General features: G+C 65.2%; 12 protein-coding genes and 2 pseudogenes. 10 read left to right on the top strand and 4 right to left on the bottom strand.

What is annotated here, in order from left to right; genetic code table 11:
- From ACHMXA_RS32195 to ACHMXA_RS32185, 3 genes are read left to right on the top strand one after another with little or no spacing between them, the layout of a single operon-like run.
- The gene (locus ACHMXA_RS32195) at window positions 1–1,419 is read left to right on the top strand and encodes an amidase (protein WP_395322472.1); all 1,419 of its coding nucleotides are present in this window, start codon (window positions 1–3) and stop codon (window positions 1,417–1,419) included.
- Window positions 1,416–2,228: a fumarylacetoacetate hydrolase family protein gene (locus ACHMXA_RS32190; RefSeq protein WP_395322470.1), complete on the top strand. Its 813-nt coding sequence runs from the start codon at window positions 1,416–1,418 to the stop codon at window positions 2,226–2,228. Before ACHMXA_RS32195 ends, ACHMXA_RS32190 begins: the two co-directional genes overlap by 4 nt.
- Window positions 2,225–2,515, top strand: coding sequence for a hypothetical protein (locus ACHMXA_RS32185; protein WP_395322468.1), 291 nt, complete (start codon window positions 2,225–2,227; stop codon window positions 2,513–2,515). Before ACHMXA_RS32190 ends, ACHMXA_RS32185 begins: the two co-directional genes overlap by 4 nt.
- Before the next feature lie 46 nt (window positions 2,516–2,561).
- On the opposite strand, the gene tnpC is transcribed toward ACHMXA_RS32185, so the two are convergent.
- Genes tnpC through ACHMXA_RS32170 form a run of 3 tightly spaced genes read right to left on the bottom strand, consistent with a single transcriptional unit; the run spans window position 2,562 to window position 4,998 of the window.
- A complete protein-coding gene (gene tnpC / locus ACHMXA_RS32180; protein ID WP_395316603.1) occupies window positions 2,562–4,121 on the bottom strand; it encodes an IS66 family transposase in 1,560 nt (519 codons plus the stop codon).
- 35 nt (window positions 4,122–4,156) lie between these two features.
- Window positions 4,157–4,507 carry an IS66 family insertion sequence element accessory protein TnpB gene (tnpB, locus tag ACHMXA_RS32175; protein ID WP_395316602.1) on the bottom strand — a complete coding sequence of 117 codons (351 nt, stop codon included), beginning with the start codon at window positions 4,505–4,507 and terminating at the stop codon, window positions 4,157–4,159.
- Entirely contained in the window at window positions 4,483–4,998 is a 516-nt protein-coding gene (locus ACHMXA_RS32170; RefSeq protein ID WP_395316601.1) for a transposase, read from the bottom strand. The genes tnpB and ACHMXA_RS32170 overlap by 25 nt, the downstream gene beginning before the upstream one ends.
- 587 nt (window positions 4,999–5,585) lie before the next feature.
- Here ACHMXA_RS32170 and ACHMXA_RS32165 point away from each other — a divergent pair.
- Window positions 5,586–5,858, top strand: a pseudogene (locus tag ACHMXA_RS32165) (AhpC/TSA family protein); the annotation flags it as partial.
- Window positions 5,859–5,887: 29 nt separating this feature from the next.
- On the opposite strand, the gene ACHMXA_RS32160 reads toward ACHMXA_RS32165, so the two are convergent.
- Window positions 5,888–6,322 carry a hypothetical protein gene (locus tag ACHMXA_RS32160; protein WP_395322466.1) on the bottom strand — a complete coding sequence of 145 codons (435 nt, stop codon included), beginning with the start codon at window positions 6,320–6,322 and terminating at the stop codon, window positions 5,888–5,890.
- 314 nt (window positions 6,323–6,636) lie between these two features.
- Here ACHMXA_RS32160 and ACHMXA_RS32155 point away from each other — a divergent pair, with 314 nt between their 5' ends.
- The 6 genes and pseudogenes from ACHMXA_RS32155 to hydA all read left to right on the top strand — a co-directional run bounded on the left by ACHMXA_RS32155 (window position 6,637) and on the right by hydA (window position 12,769).
- Window positions 6,637–7,041 (top strand): hypothetical protein, encoded by a 405-nt coding sequence (locus tag ACHMXA_RS32155; RefSeq protein WP_395322464.1) that lies wholly within the window; start codon window positions 6,637–6,639, stop codon window positions 7,039–7,041.
- A 193-nt stretch (window positions 7,042–7,234) separates the two neighbouring features.
- A pseudogene (locus ACHMXA_RS32150) lies at window positions 7,235–7,804 on the top strand (pyridoxal-phosphate-dependent aminotransferase family protein); the annotation flags it as partial.
- A gap of 209 nt (window positions 7,805–8,013) precedes the next feature.
- Window positions 8,014–9,327, top strand: a complete 1,314-nt coding sequence (locus ACHMXA_RS32145; RefSeq protein ID WP_395322648.1) for an MFS transporter — start codon at window positions 8,014–8,016, stop codon at window positions 9,325–9,327.
- A gap of 32 nt (window positions 9,328–9,359) precedes the next feature.
- On the top strand, window positions 9,360–10,553 hold the full coding sequence (locus tag ACHMXA_RS32140) for a serine hydrolase domain-containing protein (RefSeq protein WP_395322462.1): 1,194 nt from the start codon (window positions 9,360–9,362) through the stop codon (window positions 10,551–10,553).
- A gap of 5 nt (window positions 10,554–10,558) precedes the next feature.
- The gene (locus ACHMXA_RS32135; protein WP_395322460.1) at window positions 10,559–11,287 is read left to right on the top strand and encodes an aspartate/glutamate racemase family protein; all 729 of its coding nucleotides are present in this window, start codon (window positions 10,559–10,561) and stop codon (window positions 11,285–11,287) included.
- Window positions 11,288–11,341: 54 nt separating this feature from the next.
- Complete coding sequence (hydA, locus tag ACHMXA_RS32130; RefSeq protein ID WP_395322458.1) at window positions 11,342–12,769, top strand: dihydropyrimidinase; 1,428 nt, start codon at window positions 11,342–11,344, stop codon at window positions 12,767–12,769.

The following is a 12,769-nucleotide window of genomic DNA, read 5'->3' as shown; positions in this document are numbered from 1 at the left end:
ATGGATGACACGACGCCCGGGCCGCTATGGCGGCTCTCGGCGTTTGACCTGGTCGCGGGCTACCGCGCCTCCCGCTTCACACCGCTGGATGCAGCGAAGGCCTGCCTCGAGCGGGTCGCTCGGTGCGAACCCGAGCTGCACGCCATGGTGTGCGTGGACGCGCCAGGTGCACTTCATGCTGCAACCGAGAGCGCGGCGCGGTGGCAGGCAGGCGTGGCGCTGGGTGATCTCGACGGCGTGCCTCTCACACTGAAGGACAATCTTCATGCGCGCGGATTGCCCACACGCTGGGGCAGCTTGCTCACCCGGCCTGAGGCCCAGCCGCAGGACGAACTGCCGGTGCGCCGCGTGCGGGAGGCTGGAGGCGTGATCCTGGGCAAGACGCAATTGCCAGAGTTTGCGCTGCAAGGCTTCACCGCAAGCCGGCTGGGCGGCGTCACTCGCAACCCGCGAGACCTGCGCCTGTCGCCCGGCGGGTCGTCTGGTGGTGCGGCCGCATCAGTCGCGGCGGGCTATGCGCCGCTGGCCATCGCCACCGATGGTGGCGGCTCCATCCGGCGCCCGGCGGCCTATTGCGGCGTCCTGGGCTACAAGCCTTCGGAAGGCCTCGTACCACGCGAAGGTGGGCTTCCGGATCTGTTCGAGGGCCACGAGGTCGTCGGGTGCCTGGCGCGTAGTCTGCCGGACCTGCGGGCGCTTCTCGATGTTTTGGCAGGCGCTCCGCTCGCCAAGCCTGCCGCGCAAGAGACCCGGATCCTGCTCCTTACGCAAATGGGGACGCGCCCGGTGGACAGCCGCATCGTTGGAGGCGTGCGCGCGTTTGCCCGCCATGCGATGGTAAGAGGACATCGCGTCACAGAAGGCACGGATGCGTCATGGGCCGAACCTGTGCACGCGTTGTGGCCTCGGCTATCTGCGCTGGGGCTCGCCCATCTTCTTGAGAACGCGAGCCAGTGGCCCGACCTTCTTGGGACCGGTGACGCGACAGCGGGCCTCGCCGCGTGCGAGCCTCACACCCGCGAAGTTTACGCAGCCGGGTGCGGCCTTGAGCACTCGGCGTTGCGCAAGCTCCGTGACGCCATCGAAGGTCTGCGCCGCAGGCTTGATACGCTTCTGGCCGAGTTCGACTTCATCCTCACGCCGGCCACATCCGCGCGGGCTTGGCCCCTTGAGGAGCCGTTCCCGGCCGTCATCGAGGGGCAGGCCGCCGGTGCGCGATCAGATGCGGTGTTTACGCCCTTCGTCAACGCACTAGGCCTGTGCGCAATCAGCGTGCCCTGCGCCTTGGTCGATGGATTGCCTGTGTCGGCCCAAATTGTGGGAGCGCGTGGCGATGATGCCCGCTTGTTGTCTGTGGCGGCCGAACTCTTTTCATCCAATTCCTACCCGTTGGCACAGCTGCCGGGCTCAACGCAGTGAACTCACTCACCTCCATTGCCGACAGTCTGGCCAACGCCCTTCGCCAACAGACCGTCACCTCAAGTGCAAGCTGGGAATTGACCTTGGCTGGGCAGGCCTACGAAGTACAGGACCGACTGCTCGCCGCCCTCGGCCTGGAGATCGGCGGCTGGAAAGTCGGCGCCCCCGACGCGTCGGGCGAACCGCACACGGCCCCCATCCCGAAGGACTGGATCCTGCCCGGTGGCAGCGAACTCGCGGAATCGGCGCCGCTTGTCGAGGTAGAGGTGGCCGTGCGGCTGGGCGTGGACCTCGACAGTGCGCGCGACCTGCCTTCGGCGCGGGAATTCGCGCTTTCACTCGATGCATCCTGCATCGCGATGGAATCGGTGGCAACGCGACTTTCGGAAGGCGTTGGTGCAACACAGTTCGCCAAGCTGGCAGACCTGCAATCGCATCGGGCGCTCGTGCTTGGCCCGCCCCTGCCGGCAGTCGCGGCCGACTTCGACCTGCGACAAACGCAGGCGCGGCTTTTTGTTGACGAACAGATGACAGTTGACACTGTTGGTGGGAATCCTGCTCAGGACATGTGGCGCCTGCTAGCTTGGCTCGCGCGCCATTGCGCCGAGCGTGGCGTCCCGCTGCGCAAGGGGCAGTGGGTCACAACAGGATCTTGCACGGGTCTCACTGCAATACGACCAGGGCAAGCCGTGAGGGGCGAGATTGCCGGGCTGGGCATTGTGCATACGGTTCGCGCAACGGAGGCGACGGTGCCGATCCGAAGTTCGGCTACACCCTCAACCAACCGGCCGTTGAAACTCCCACCATGACCCCGGGGCAGAACTACGTGATCGTGGGCATCTCGGGTGAAAACGGCGAGATCCGCACCGAGCAGCCCATCTCGGGGACAAGGACCTACGTCGGACGCGAGTCCCTGGCGACGGCCATGGGGGCCATCAATGCCTGCAAGTTCTCGAGCGTGGCGCGGATCCGGCAGCCCAACGGATCGGACGTGACTCAATGGCAGGACAACTGGATCGCTGCCGAAGGTCCCAATCGCGGTCAGTTGCTGAAGATGGTCACTCACGAAGGTGACACAGTCGTAAGCCGTCAATAAACCACGCCCTTGCGCGCGGTGTCGGAATCGACGTGCACGGGGTGGTCTACGGCGAGCCGAGCTCGATGTTCCAGGGCAACAGCGCCTCGTAGTCGTCGACGGTCTGTGCCAGCGGCAGCTTCTTGAACAGCGCGACGAGGTAGCGGTAGGGCTCGACGTTGTTGGCCTTGGCCGTCTCGATCAGCGAGTACAGGTTGGCACTGGCGTTCGCGCCGCCCACGGTGTCGGCGAACAACCAGCTTCGTCTTCCAACGACGAAGGGCCGGATCGCGTTCTCCACCGGGTTGGAGTCCAGCGGCCAGGTTCCGTTGTCCAGGAACCGCACGAGCTTGGGCCACTGCCCATGCAGGTAGTGCAGTGCTTCGCCCAGCAGGCTCGACGGCGCAACGCTGTGCAGGTGCGTGAGCAGCAACCGCTCGATGTTGCGCACAACGGCGGCGCTGTAGCGCGAACGCAGCCGCAGCCGACGCGCGGGCGTCCAGTCCTTGGCCAGTGCCTCCGCGCGGTACAGCTTGCCAATGAGCCGCACGAACCGGGTCGCGAGCTGGTCGAGCGAACGAGCTGCCTTCGGGATGGCCTCCTCGGCCTTGATCAGCGGTCGGCGCGCGTGAACCCAGCATCCAAGATGCGTGAGGCCACCGGCCTTCGCGATGCCGTTGTAGACCTCGTAGCCGTCGGTGATGAGCGTGGTGCCGGGGCGGATGCCGGCATACAGTTTCTCGGCGTGCACGGCGCCGCGCCCCGGCGCATAGGCGAACAGCCGTACCGGTGGACCCGTGCCATTCATCTGCGCCCACATGTAGCTCTTCGTCTGGGCTTTCCTTCCGGGCTCCTTGAGCACCTGGACCGTGGTCTCGTCACCGTAGATCAGGTCCGAGTCGAGCAGGTGATCGCGCAGCAGGTTGATGACGGGCTGCACAGCCCGGCCGATGCGCACGACGCCAGAGGCCAGGGTGTTGCTCACGATGTCGCCACCGAAGCGGCGCAGCAGCGCGGCCGTGCGGTACAGCGGCATGCCGAACTGATACTTGCCGGTGATGACCCAGGCTTGGGCCTGCTCGGTGAGCAGCCCGCGAGGGATGATGCGCGCCGGCGCCGGTGCGACCTTCAGGCTCTGATCGCAGCAGGGACATGCGTACTTGATGCGGTGGTGCTGCAGCACGCGCACCTGTTCGGGAATGACATCCATCTGCTCGCTGATCTCGGAGCCGATCTCCACCAGCGCGTGTCCGTCGTGTGCGCACACGCGCTGGGCCTCGGGCAGCTCGTGGCGCACGATCTCGCGCGGCAGCGCGGGGTCCAGCGGCTTGCGTCCGCGCTTTTTGCGCTGATGCCCGGCGACCGGTGTCGATTCCTCTTCGTCAGTCTCGGCCTGCGGTGCCTGATCAGTGGGCGCGAGTGCTTCGGCCTCGTTGAGGAACAGATCCTTCTGCTCGGTGCCGCGCGCTTCGCTCTTGGCGGCGAACAGCTGGCGCTGCAGCGACCTCAACCGTTCGAGCGCCAAGTCCCGTTCGGTGGTCGCAATACGAAGCGCGCCGGCCAGCGCATCGCGCTCGGCGATGAGGCCAGCGAGTTCTTCAGCGGTGATGGTGGCAGGCGTGGACACGCCAGCTTGGATCGGCGTGCCCCAGCATTGTTCCGTCAGGCCACGCTGCAATAGCGCAGATGGGGGTGGCGTTGCACCACCGCGATGTCGATGCCTTCCAGCAACCAGTGCAGTTGCTCGGCCGTCAGCGCCGGAACCGCCTCGGCCGAGGGCCAGATGAACCTGTCCTTCTCCAGCCGCTTGAGCAACAGCCAGAAGCCGTTGCGCTCCCAACCCAGGATCTTCACCCGGTCGCGCCTGCGGTTGCTGAACACGTAGGCGCACGATGCGAACGGATCCAGGCCCAGCGCCTGCTCCACCAGCACCGCCAGGCCGTTGATGCTCAGCCGGAAGTCCACCGGCTCGCGATGCAGGTAGACCTTCAGCCCTTCGTCGAAGCGGAACATGGCAATCGGCTCAACATCTGCACCAGCGTCGGCAATTCCTGCAAGCTCGTCTCGCCGAGATCGAGCTGCACACCGTTGGGCAGCCGCACCTGCAAACCGACCATCGGAGTCGGTGTCGCCAAGGGGCTCTCATCCGGGATCACCGCCACGGCCGTGGCAGGTGTGTGGGCTACCGCGGGCACAGCCACCGCACGCTCGCGCTGCGGCGGATCCTGTTCGCCCTCCACGTGTACGGCAACGAATGCCGCATCTTGCGTTCGCGCGATGTCGCCCGCCGACACTTGGGCGCTTCGCCTCTGGTAAGCCGCGATCCAGGTCCTCAGCAGGTTCGTGTTGACACCGTGCTCCATCGCCATGCGTGCCACCGACACTCCCTGCTTGAGACAGGCAACGATCAACTCCCTCTTGGCGGATTCGTCGTAGACGCCGCGACCGTCACTCTTGCGCCCCACAACCAACCGGCCTCTCAACTCTGCGTACTGCTCTGTCATGTCTACGTGTCCATGTTGCTATACATGGGCACGTAGCCTCACAGCTCATTGCTCCCTGAACAAGGGCGTGGTTAATTGACGGCTTACACACAGTCGGCACTCTCGTCGTCAAGCAGATCACGTACACGCCGAAGTAGCGCTCGGCCCTGTGTAAGCGGAACGTCTGCCCGCCAGAGTGGGTTGGCGGCATATGAGTCAAGAGAAGACGATCCGCTTGCACAGGCCAAGCAGCCACCTCGCGCAGCCGGAGGCGGGAGAAATCAATTGGTTGATACGAAGCTCGGAGAATCCAGGATCCATGCCGCTGCCGTGGTCCTCATAGCTCTGGCGGCCTGTGCCGGAGGTGGCAGCCACGGAGGGGAGAGCGCGCAGTCCAATCTGCCGAACAAACCGCCGTCAGCACCTGCTCCCGCCCTGGCCTCGATGCTGGCGCCATCCTCTGCCCCCGCCCCCCTCTCCGATAGGGCTGATTCCTCCGCCGCCTGCGTGAATGAGGCCGACTTCCATGAAGGGACAACACTGGTGTCGGAGCAGGATTTCACGGCCCTCAACAACGACGTCTCGAAAATCAAGGTGACGGTGCGCAGCTTGACTTCGGGTACGGACTTTCCTTGGAAGTTGCGCGGGCCTGGGGCCTCTACATTTCGGAGTCTCGTGGCAAGACCTCCATCGGGATAGAGGAGCCTGCAAAGTTCTCCGAGCCGGGCCTGTTCCTCGTGCGGCCAGATCAGATTCTGTACTGGCTCTCGGTCCAGTCAATGCCGTTCGTTCGACCGAACTTTGCCGAGGTTGTGCAAGCCTTGGATTTCGTCATCAAGAACGAGTACCCGGCACGTGGCGAGTACACCGGCGCACTCTGATATACGTCTGCTTCTGGCCGGCGCCGTGCTTACCAGAGGCGCCACCAAGGTCTGCTGGTGGACTTGTAAGCCTCCTCCTCCACAGATGTCTCCTGAAGGAGGCGGCCATCCGCACCATAGAGTTCGGACTCCTCTCCCTGCACCTTGGCTGACATGGCCTGAGCCACTCGCCACATCTTGCGAAGAATCTCCTCGTCAGGGTTCTTTGCGACGATGTTGCCTTGAAAGTGCCAGATCCACGCCATATTCCCGCTGTCCTCGTGTTTTGAATACTTGAGCCACACGGCCATGCTTTCGTCTTTGACGCGAATCACGTCACCGCTGCCTGCTGCCGCTTCGGCATACCCGTCCAGCCGCATTTCGTCGTCGGCCTGAACGAGGTCAACCCACTCCCTCAGTGAAATTTCAGGGCCGTCTTCCGTGAACCAGTCTTTGCGGCGCGTGACGTAAACGTTGTAGCCCATGGCAAATGAGAATGTAAGAACGACTGACCAACTGCGCGTCTGTTACTCGCCGAGCGCAGCGACATATTTACTTGCACAGTCTGCCAGCTTTGCGCACGGATAGAGCCTGGGCATCTTTTCGGGCATGCTTCTTCAATGACTGGTCATGGCCGAATGTAGCTGGACAGGTCGCTGCGCAAAGGACCCGAAGCGGATGTAGCATCTTCTCCAAAGCTGGCATTCAACTCAACTTACGTAGCGACAGCCGCGAACACCCAGCATCGCTGAGGCCTGCAACCCAAACGCCTCCTAAGGCTTACTCAAAGGCAAACCTTATGGGCGCTCCCATCTGGATCAACAACAAGACGGACCTCTGGATCAGCAATGGGATGAAAGATGCCTTTTGCGAAGTGCTGACGACTGTTGCGACTCTTGAAGGCCACGATGTCATGGCCGTCTATACCGATGCACCGGGCGTGGCGGGCACCTACGGAGTCTCCGGTTTGGGCATCGATCTTGACGAGTTCAATACCTACCTCGGTGGACGGGAGGGCGTACGACGCCATCTTGACGTCTGTTGTGCGCGCTTGCCAGAAGTCGCCGAGTCCTGCGGCCTGACACCTGCCGGCGCTAAGCATATGTTGAATTTGTTCGCGTGGGCAGCGTACATCATGGATGGAAATCCGCTCCCCAAGAGCTGCAACTACTACCTTGACTGGCCGCCCGGCATCGGGGCCTGACGCTACAACACCGCTCGCCGCTGTCGATTGTGGTGAATGAGCCAGGCCTAACGGACAGCCGCTTCTGGCCGAATTTTCCACACGGCCCGACTGACCGGTCTTGGCCGACTGTAGCTGGTCGCTCAGCCCTCGCGAAGGTTCAAGGGGGCCCTGCAAGTGCCTCGCTATGTCCTCGGTTCTAACGTTCGGTTGCCGGCACGACGAATGGGGCGTGGACGTCACCGTTAGCGGCTCGCAGAAGTGCCTCATGCTGCCGCCGGGCATCAGCTTCAACGCGGTGTCGCCGTAGGCGCTCGAGGTGGCGAAGACGGCGCGCTTGCCCAAGGCCTTCTGGGCCTGGGACGAGATCATCGAGATGAACCAGGGTGGCTATTGGCCCTACACGCCGAGCACGAACCTGCTGTACGGGCTCAGCGAGGCGCTGGACATGGTGCTCGAGCAGGGCTTGCCCGTGATCTTCGAGCGCCACCAGCGCTGGAGCCGCGGCGTGCGTGCCGCCGTGCAGGCATGGGGCCTGCCGACGCAGTGCGCCGACGAGCGCGTGCATTCCCCCGTGCTGACCGGCGTCATAACACCGCAAGGGGGCGATGCCGACGCGCTGCGCCGCCTCATCCACCAGCCCTTCGACCTGTCGCTGGGTTCGGGGCTGGGCAAGCTCAGGGGGCGCATGTTCCGCATCGGCCATCCGGGCGACTGCAACGACCTCACCCTGATGGCCGCATTGACTGGCATCGAGATGGGTTTCAAGCTGGCAGGCGTGCCGGCTAGGTGTTTGCCATTATCGTCAACAATATTGTCAACAACATTGTTGACTATGATTTCGACAAAGCCTAAATTCCGCCCCACAGCCTCGGAGGCGCACTGGCCCGGACCAGCCCGACCCGCGACTGCAAAGTTCGCCAGCGTGCCGGGTCGTTTCCTTGCAAGCTGGCATCCGTGCCACTGCAAGGAGACAAACCGATGCAAAACACCATGACGGACGGCGCCAAGGCGACCGCCGCAGCGCCCGACGTCGCCCTCCAGCCCACCAAGGTGCGCTGGAAGATCTTCCTGATGATGTTGTTCCTGATCTCGATCAACTACATCGACCGGGCCTCGCTCTCAGTGGCCATGCCACTGATCGCCAAGGAGTTCGACATCGGCCCGGCCGTGCAGGGCCTGCTGCTCAGTTCCTTCTTCTGGACCTATGCGCTGATGCAGATTCCGGGTGGCATGCTGGCCGACCGTTTCGGCCCACGCGTCGTCATCGCCGGCGCCACCGTGGGCTGGGGTTTCTTCCAGGCCATCGCAGCGGCCTGTACCGGCTGGGTTCCCTTGCTGCTGACGCGGCTGGGCCTGGGCGCGGCTGAGGCACCGATCTACCCGGCGGGCGGCAAGCTCAACGGCATCTGGATGACGCAGACCGAACGCGGGCGGGGCGCCACTTTGCTCGACGGCGGTGCGCCCCTGGGCGCGGCGCTGGGCGCGATCCTGATCTCGGCGCTGATCGCCGTGCTCGGCTCGTGGCGCCTGGCCTTCGTGATCGCTGGTGTCGGGACCGTGATCGCCGGCTATTTCGCCTGGAGCTACGTCCGCAACCATCCACGCCAGCATCCCGGCGTGAACGAGGCCGAGGCGCGCTACATCGAGGCCAGCCATGCCGCCGACGCTGCCAAGGAGTCGGCCGACGCGAGCGGCAGGGTTTTGGACTTCTTCCGCTACCGCTCGGTGTGGGGCATGTTCTTCGGCTGGATGTGCTTCAACGCGCTGTTCTACGGCCTGCTCACGTGGATGCCCAACTACCTGTCGAAGGTGCACGGCTTCGACATCAAGCAGATGGGCGGCGCGGTGTTCATCATGTTCTTCTCGGGCTTCGTCGGCGAAATGTTCGGCGGCTGGCTGGCCGACAAGTGGCAGGCGGCCGGCGCGTCCCAGAGCAAGGTGCTGCGCACGCTGTTCGGCATCTCGTCGATCATCGCCACCATCGCCATCTTCATGGTGACCCGGATCAAGGACCCGGTCGCCGTGGTCGTGCTGCTGTCGGTCACGCTGTTCTTCCTGCGCTGGTGCGGCCTGTTCTGGTGCGTTCCGTCGATCCTCGGTACGCGTGCGCGGGTCGGCTTCCTCGGCGGCACCATGAACCTCGGCGGTAACGTCGCGGGCATTGGCGTGCCGATCGTGGTGGGCCTGATCGTGCAGGCGACCGGCTCCTACTTCATGGCGCTGATGCTGTTCACGGCGGCCGGCGCCGGTCTGTTCGTCTGCTCGACGATGCTGATCGACTACGGCAAGAAGCTGCCGGTCTGAGGCTCGCAACCGAACCGGAAGGAGACTCTCCCATGTTTGTTTCTCATCTTCGTCTCGCGGCGGTTGCGGTTGTCCTGCAGCTTGCCTTCGCCGGCGCGGTCCTGGCCCAGCCGCCGGCCGATGCCGAGCCCGGGATTGCCGTTGCGGCGCCCGAGGCGGTGGGCGTCGACTCTCAGCCGCTGGTGCGGCTGTCGGAGTGGATCCGCAAGGAAAACCTTGACGTGCGCAGCTTCCTCGTGGTCAAGGACGGCAAGCTGGTCTTCGAGCGCTACAGCCAGGGGCTCACCCGAGACCACAACTACGAGCTGTACTCGATCACCAAGAACGTCACGGCGCTGGCGGCCGGCGTGCTGATCGACGAGGGCCGCTCGCACCTCGACGAGAAGATCGCGCCCATTCTGGCCACGGCGCGCCCCGACCTGAAGGACGCGCTCGCGGACAAGCAGGCCATCGAACTGCGACACGTGATGTCGATGTCGACCGGCCTGTTCTACGACTTCAAGCCGACCGACGACCCGATCTACTACGGCGCGCCGGACCGCCTGAAGCTCGCGGCTGGCACCACGCCCCGGCGCCCGCCCGGCGAGGCCTTTGACTACACCGACGTCAACCCCATCCTTGCGAGCGCCACGCTGGGCGCCGATGCCGGCATGCCCCTGCAGGCCTTCGCCGAGCAGAAGATATTCAAGCCGATGGGCATGACGCACTACGCCTGGGAGCGCGCGGACGACAAGGGGCTCGTTTCCTCCGGCTGGGGCCTGCGACTGCGCGCCGTCGACATGGCCAAGCTCGGCATGCTGGTGCTGTCCGGCGGCCGCTGGAACGACCGGCAGATCGTGTCGCAGGCCTGGGTACGGACCATGACGGCGCCATCGTCCGCGCCCTGGTACGGTCAGTACTGGTGGATCAACGACATCGTCGCCACCGAGCCCGAGGTGCATGCCATGGGCTTCAAGGGCCAGTTCATCGTGGCGCTGCCGCAGCGCAACGCGGTGGTCGTCATGACCAGCATGCTGCCCATCGAGGGTGGTTTGCGCGAGTCGAAGAACGTCCTCGCGATCCGGCACATGGTCAACGACTTCGTTCTGCCCGCGCTGGCCAATGCCTCGCATGCCGCCCCGACGCCCGCGCGCCGCAAGGCCCTGGCGCGCGAGCTCGATCTGGCCGCGCACCACCAGGGCAAGCCGGGCGCACCGGCCGACCCGACCGACACCCCCCGACTCTGAAGACCATGACGCAACGAAAGCTCATCGGCGTGCTGACGCCTTCCTCGAACACCGCGCTCGAACCACTGACCAGCGCGATGGTTGCGGGCGTGCCCGGCGTCTCGGCGCATTTCTCGCGCTTCACCGTCACCGAGATCTCGATGCGCGGCGCGTCGCTGAGCCAGTTCGACGACAGCAAGATCCTCGAGGCCGCACGGCTGCTGGCCGACGCGCGTGTGGACACGATCTGCTGGAGCGGCACCTCGGCCAGCTGGCTTGGCTTCGAGAAAGACCAGGCGCTGTGCGCGCGCATCACCGAGGCGACCGGTATCCCGGCGACCACCTCGGTGCTGGCGCTCAACGAACTGCTGGTCGCGCAGGGCGCACGCACGCTGGGCCTGGTGTCGCCGTATGTCGAGGACGTGCAGCGGCGCATCGTCGCCAACTACGCGGGCATCGGCATCGACTGCGTGGCCGAGCGGCATCTGGACCTGACGGTGAACTTCTCGTTCAGCGAGGTCCAGCCCGACACGCTGCGCCGCATGCTGCGCGAGGTGGCGCAGCAACGCCCCGACGCGATCAGCATCATGTGCACCAACCTGAGCGGCGCGCAGTTGGTCGAGGAGATGGAGCGCGAACTCGGCATCCCGATCTACGACTCGGTGGCCACCGTGGTGTGGCAGGCGCTGAAGACGGTCGGCGTCGATCCGCATGCCGTGAAAGGCTGGGGCCGACTCTTCGACGCGAAGGCCTGAGCCTTGTCCAGGACCCGACCCGCCAGCAGCCAGACAGAAAAGCAAAGAAAGACCATGACCTTCCGCGACCTCGATCTCGTGGTGCGCAACGCCCGCGTTGCCACCGCCAGCGACACCTTCGACTCGGACATCGGCATTCGCGACGGCCGCATCGTACAACTCGGCCTTGGCCTGCCGCCCGGCCGACAGGAAATCGACGCCGCCGGCCGCTATGTGACGCCGGGCGGCGTCGATGCCCACTGCCACCTCGATCAGCCGATGGAGCCGCCGGTGCGCATGGCCGACGACTTCGATACCGGCACCCGCGCCGCGGCCTGCGGCGGCACGACCACCGTGATCCCGTTCGCCGCTCAGCACAAGGGCCAGTCGCTGCGCGCCGCCGTGCAGGACTACCACCAGCGCGCCGAAGGCCGCGCCCACGTGGACCACGCCTTTCACCTGATCGTCAGCGATCCGACCGAGGAGGTGCTCAAGCGAGAGCTGCCGCAGTTGATCGCGGAGGGCTACACCTCCTTCAAGATCTACATGACCTACGACGATCTGAAGCTGGACGATGGCCAGATCCTCGACGTGCTGGCGGTGGCAAGGGAGCAGGGCGCGATGGCGATGATCCACGCCGAGAATGCCGACTGCATCGAGTGGCTGACCAAGCGGCTCGAAGCCAGCGGGCGCACCGCGCCGCGCTTTCATGCGCATGCGCGGCCAATGTTGGTCGAGCGCGAGGCGACGCACCGCGCGATCGCGCTGTCGGAGCTGGTCGACGTGCCGATCATGATCGTGCACGTGTCCGGACGCGAAGCCGTCGAGCAGATCCGCTGGGCACGCGCGCACGGCCTGAGCGTGTTCGCCGAAACCTGCCCGCAGTACCTGTTCCTGACCGCCGAAGACCTCGGCATCGACGACAGCTACCAGGGCGCGCGCTGCGTCTGCAGCCCGCCGCCGCGCAACCGCGAGAACCAGCAGGTGATCTGGAACGGCTTGTCGGACGGCCTGTTCACGATCTTCTCGTCGGACCATGCGCCGTTCCGCTACGACGCGCCCGAAGGAAAGAAGCCCGGCGGCGAAGAGGTGGCGTTCCGCCACATCCCGAACGGCATTCCCGGCATCGAGACGCGGCTGCCGCTGCTGTTTTCGCACGGCGTGCTCGACGGGCGCATCACCATCAACAAGTTCGTCGAGCTGACGTCCACCAACCCCGCCAAGGCCTACGGGCTGCATCCGCGCAAGGGCACCATCGCCGTCGGCGCCGATGCCGACCTCGTGGTCTGGGGCGCCACGCCGCGCGCGATCCGCAATGCCGACCTGCACCACGACGTCGACTACACGCCCTATGAGGGCATCGAGGTCAAGGCCTGGCCGGCGCTGACGCTGGCGCGCGGCGAAGTCGTGTGGGACGGCGAGCGCTTCCATCCGCGCGCCGGACGAGGAGAATTCCTGCCCCGGGGCGAGCCCACCTTGCTGCCGAGCCGCCGACCGTCCTGA

The sequence above is a fragment of the Variovorax sp. UC74_104 genome (genome assembly GCF_044055375.1).
Taxonomy (GTDB): domain Bacteria; phylum Pseudomonadota; class Gammaproteobacteria; order Burkholderiales; family Burkholderiaceae_C; genus Variovorax.
Note: the sequence above shows the minus strand (reverse complement) of the source record. Positions and strands in the feature narration are given on the sequence as shown.

Excerpts from the sequence above, each read along its gene's own strand:
- ACHMXA_RS32195 (WP_395322472.1), top strand. The coding sequence starts at position 1 with ATGGATGACACGACGCCCGGGCCGCTATGGCGGCTCTCGGCGTTTGAC.
- ACHMXA_RS32185 (WP_395322468.1), top strand. The coding sequence starts at position 2,225 with ATGACCCCGGGGCAGAACTACGTGATCGTGGGCATCTCGGGTGAAAAC.
- tnpB (WP_395316602.1), bottom strand. The coding sequence starts at position 4,507 with ATGTTCCGCTTCGACGAAGGGCTGAAGGTCTACCTGCATCGCGAGCCG.
- ACHMXA_RS32170 (WP_395316601.1), bottom strand. The coding sequence starts at position 4,998 with ATGACAGAGCAGTACGCAGAGTTGAGAGGCCGGTTGGTTGTGGGGCGC.
- ACHMXA_RS32160 (WP_395322466.1), bottom strand. The coding sequence starts at position 6,322 with ATGGGCTACAACGTTTACGTCACGCGCCGCAAAGACTGGTTCACGGAA.
- ACHMXA_RS32155 (WP_395322464.1), top strand. The coding sequence starts at position 6,637 with ATGGGCGCTCCCATCTGGATCAACAACAAGACGGACCTCTGGATCAGC.
- ACHMXA_RS32145 (WP_395322648.1), top strand. The coding sequence starts at position 8,014 with ATGACGGACGGCGCCAAGGCGACCGCCGCAGCGCCCGACGTCGCCCTC.
- ACHMXA_RS32140 (WP_395322462.1), top strand. The coding sequence starts at position 9,360 with ATGTTTGTTTCTCATCTTCGTCTCGCGGCGGTTGCGGTTGTCCTGCAG.
- ACHMXA_RS32135 (WP_395322460.1), top strand. The coding sequence starts at position 10,559 with ATGACGCAACGAAAGCTCATCGGCGTGCTGACGCCTTCCTCGAACACC.
- hydA (WP_395322458.1), top strand. The coding sequence starts at position 11,342 with ATGACCTTCCGCGACCTCGATCTCGTGGTGCGCAACGCCCGCGTTGCC.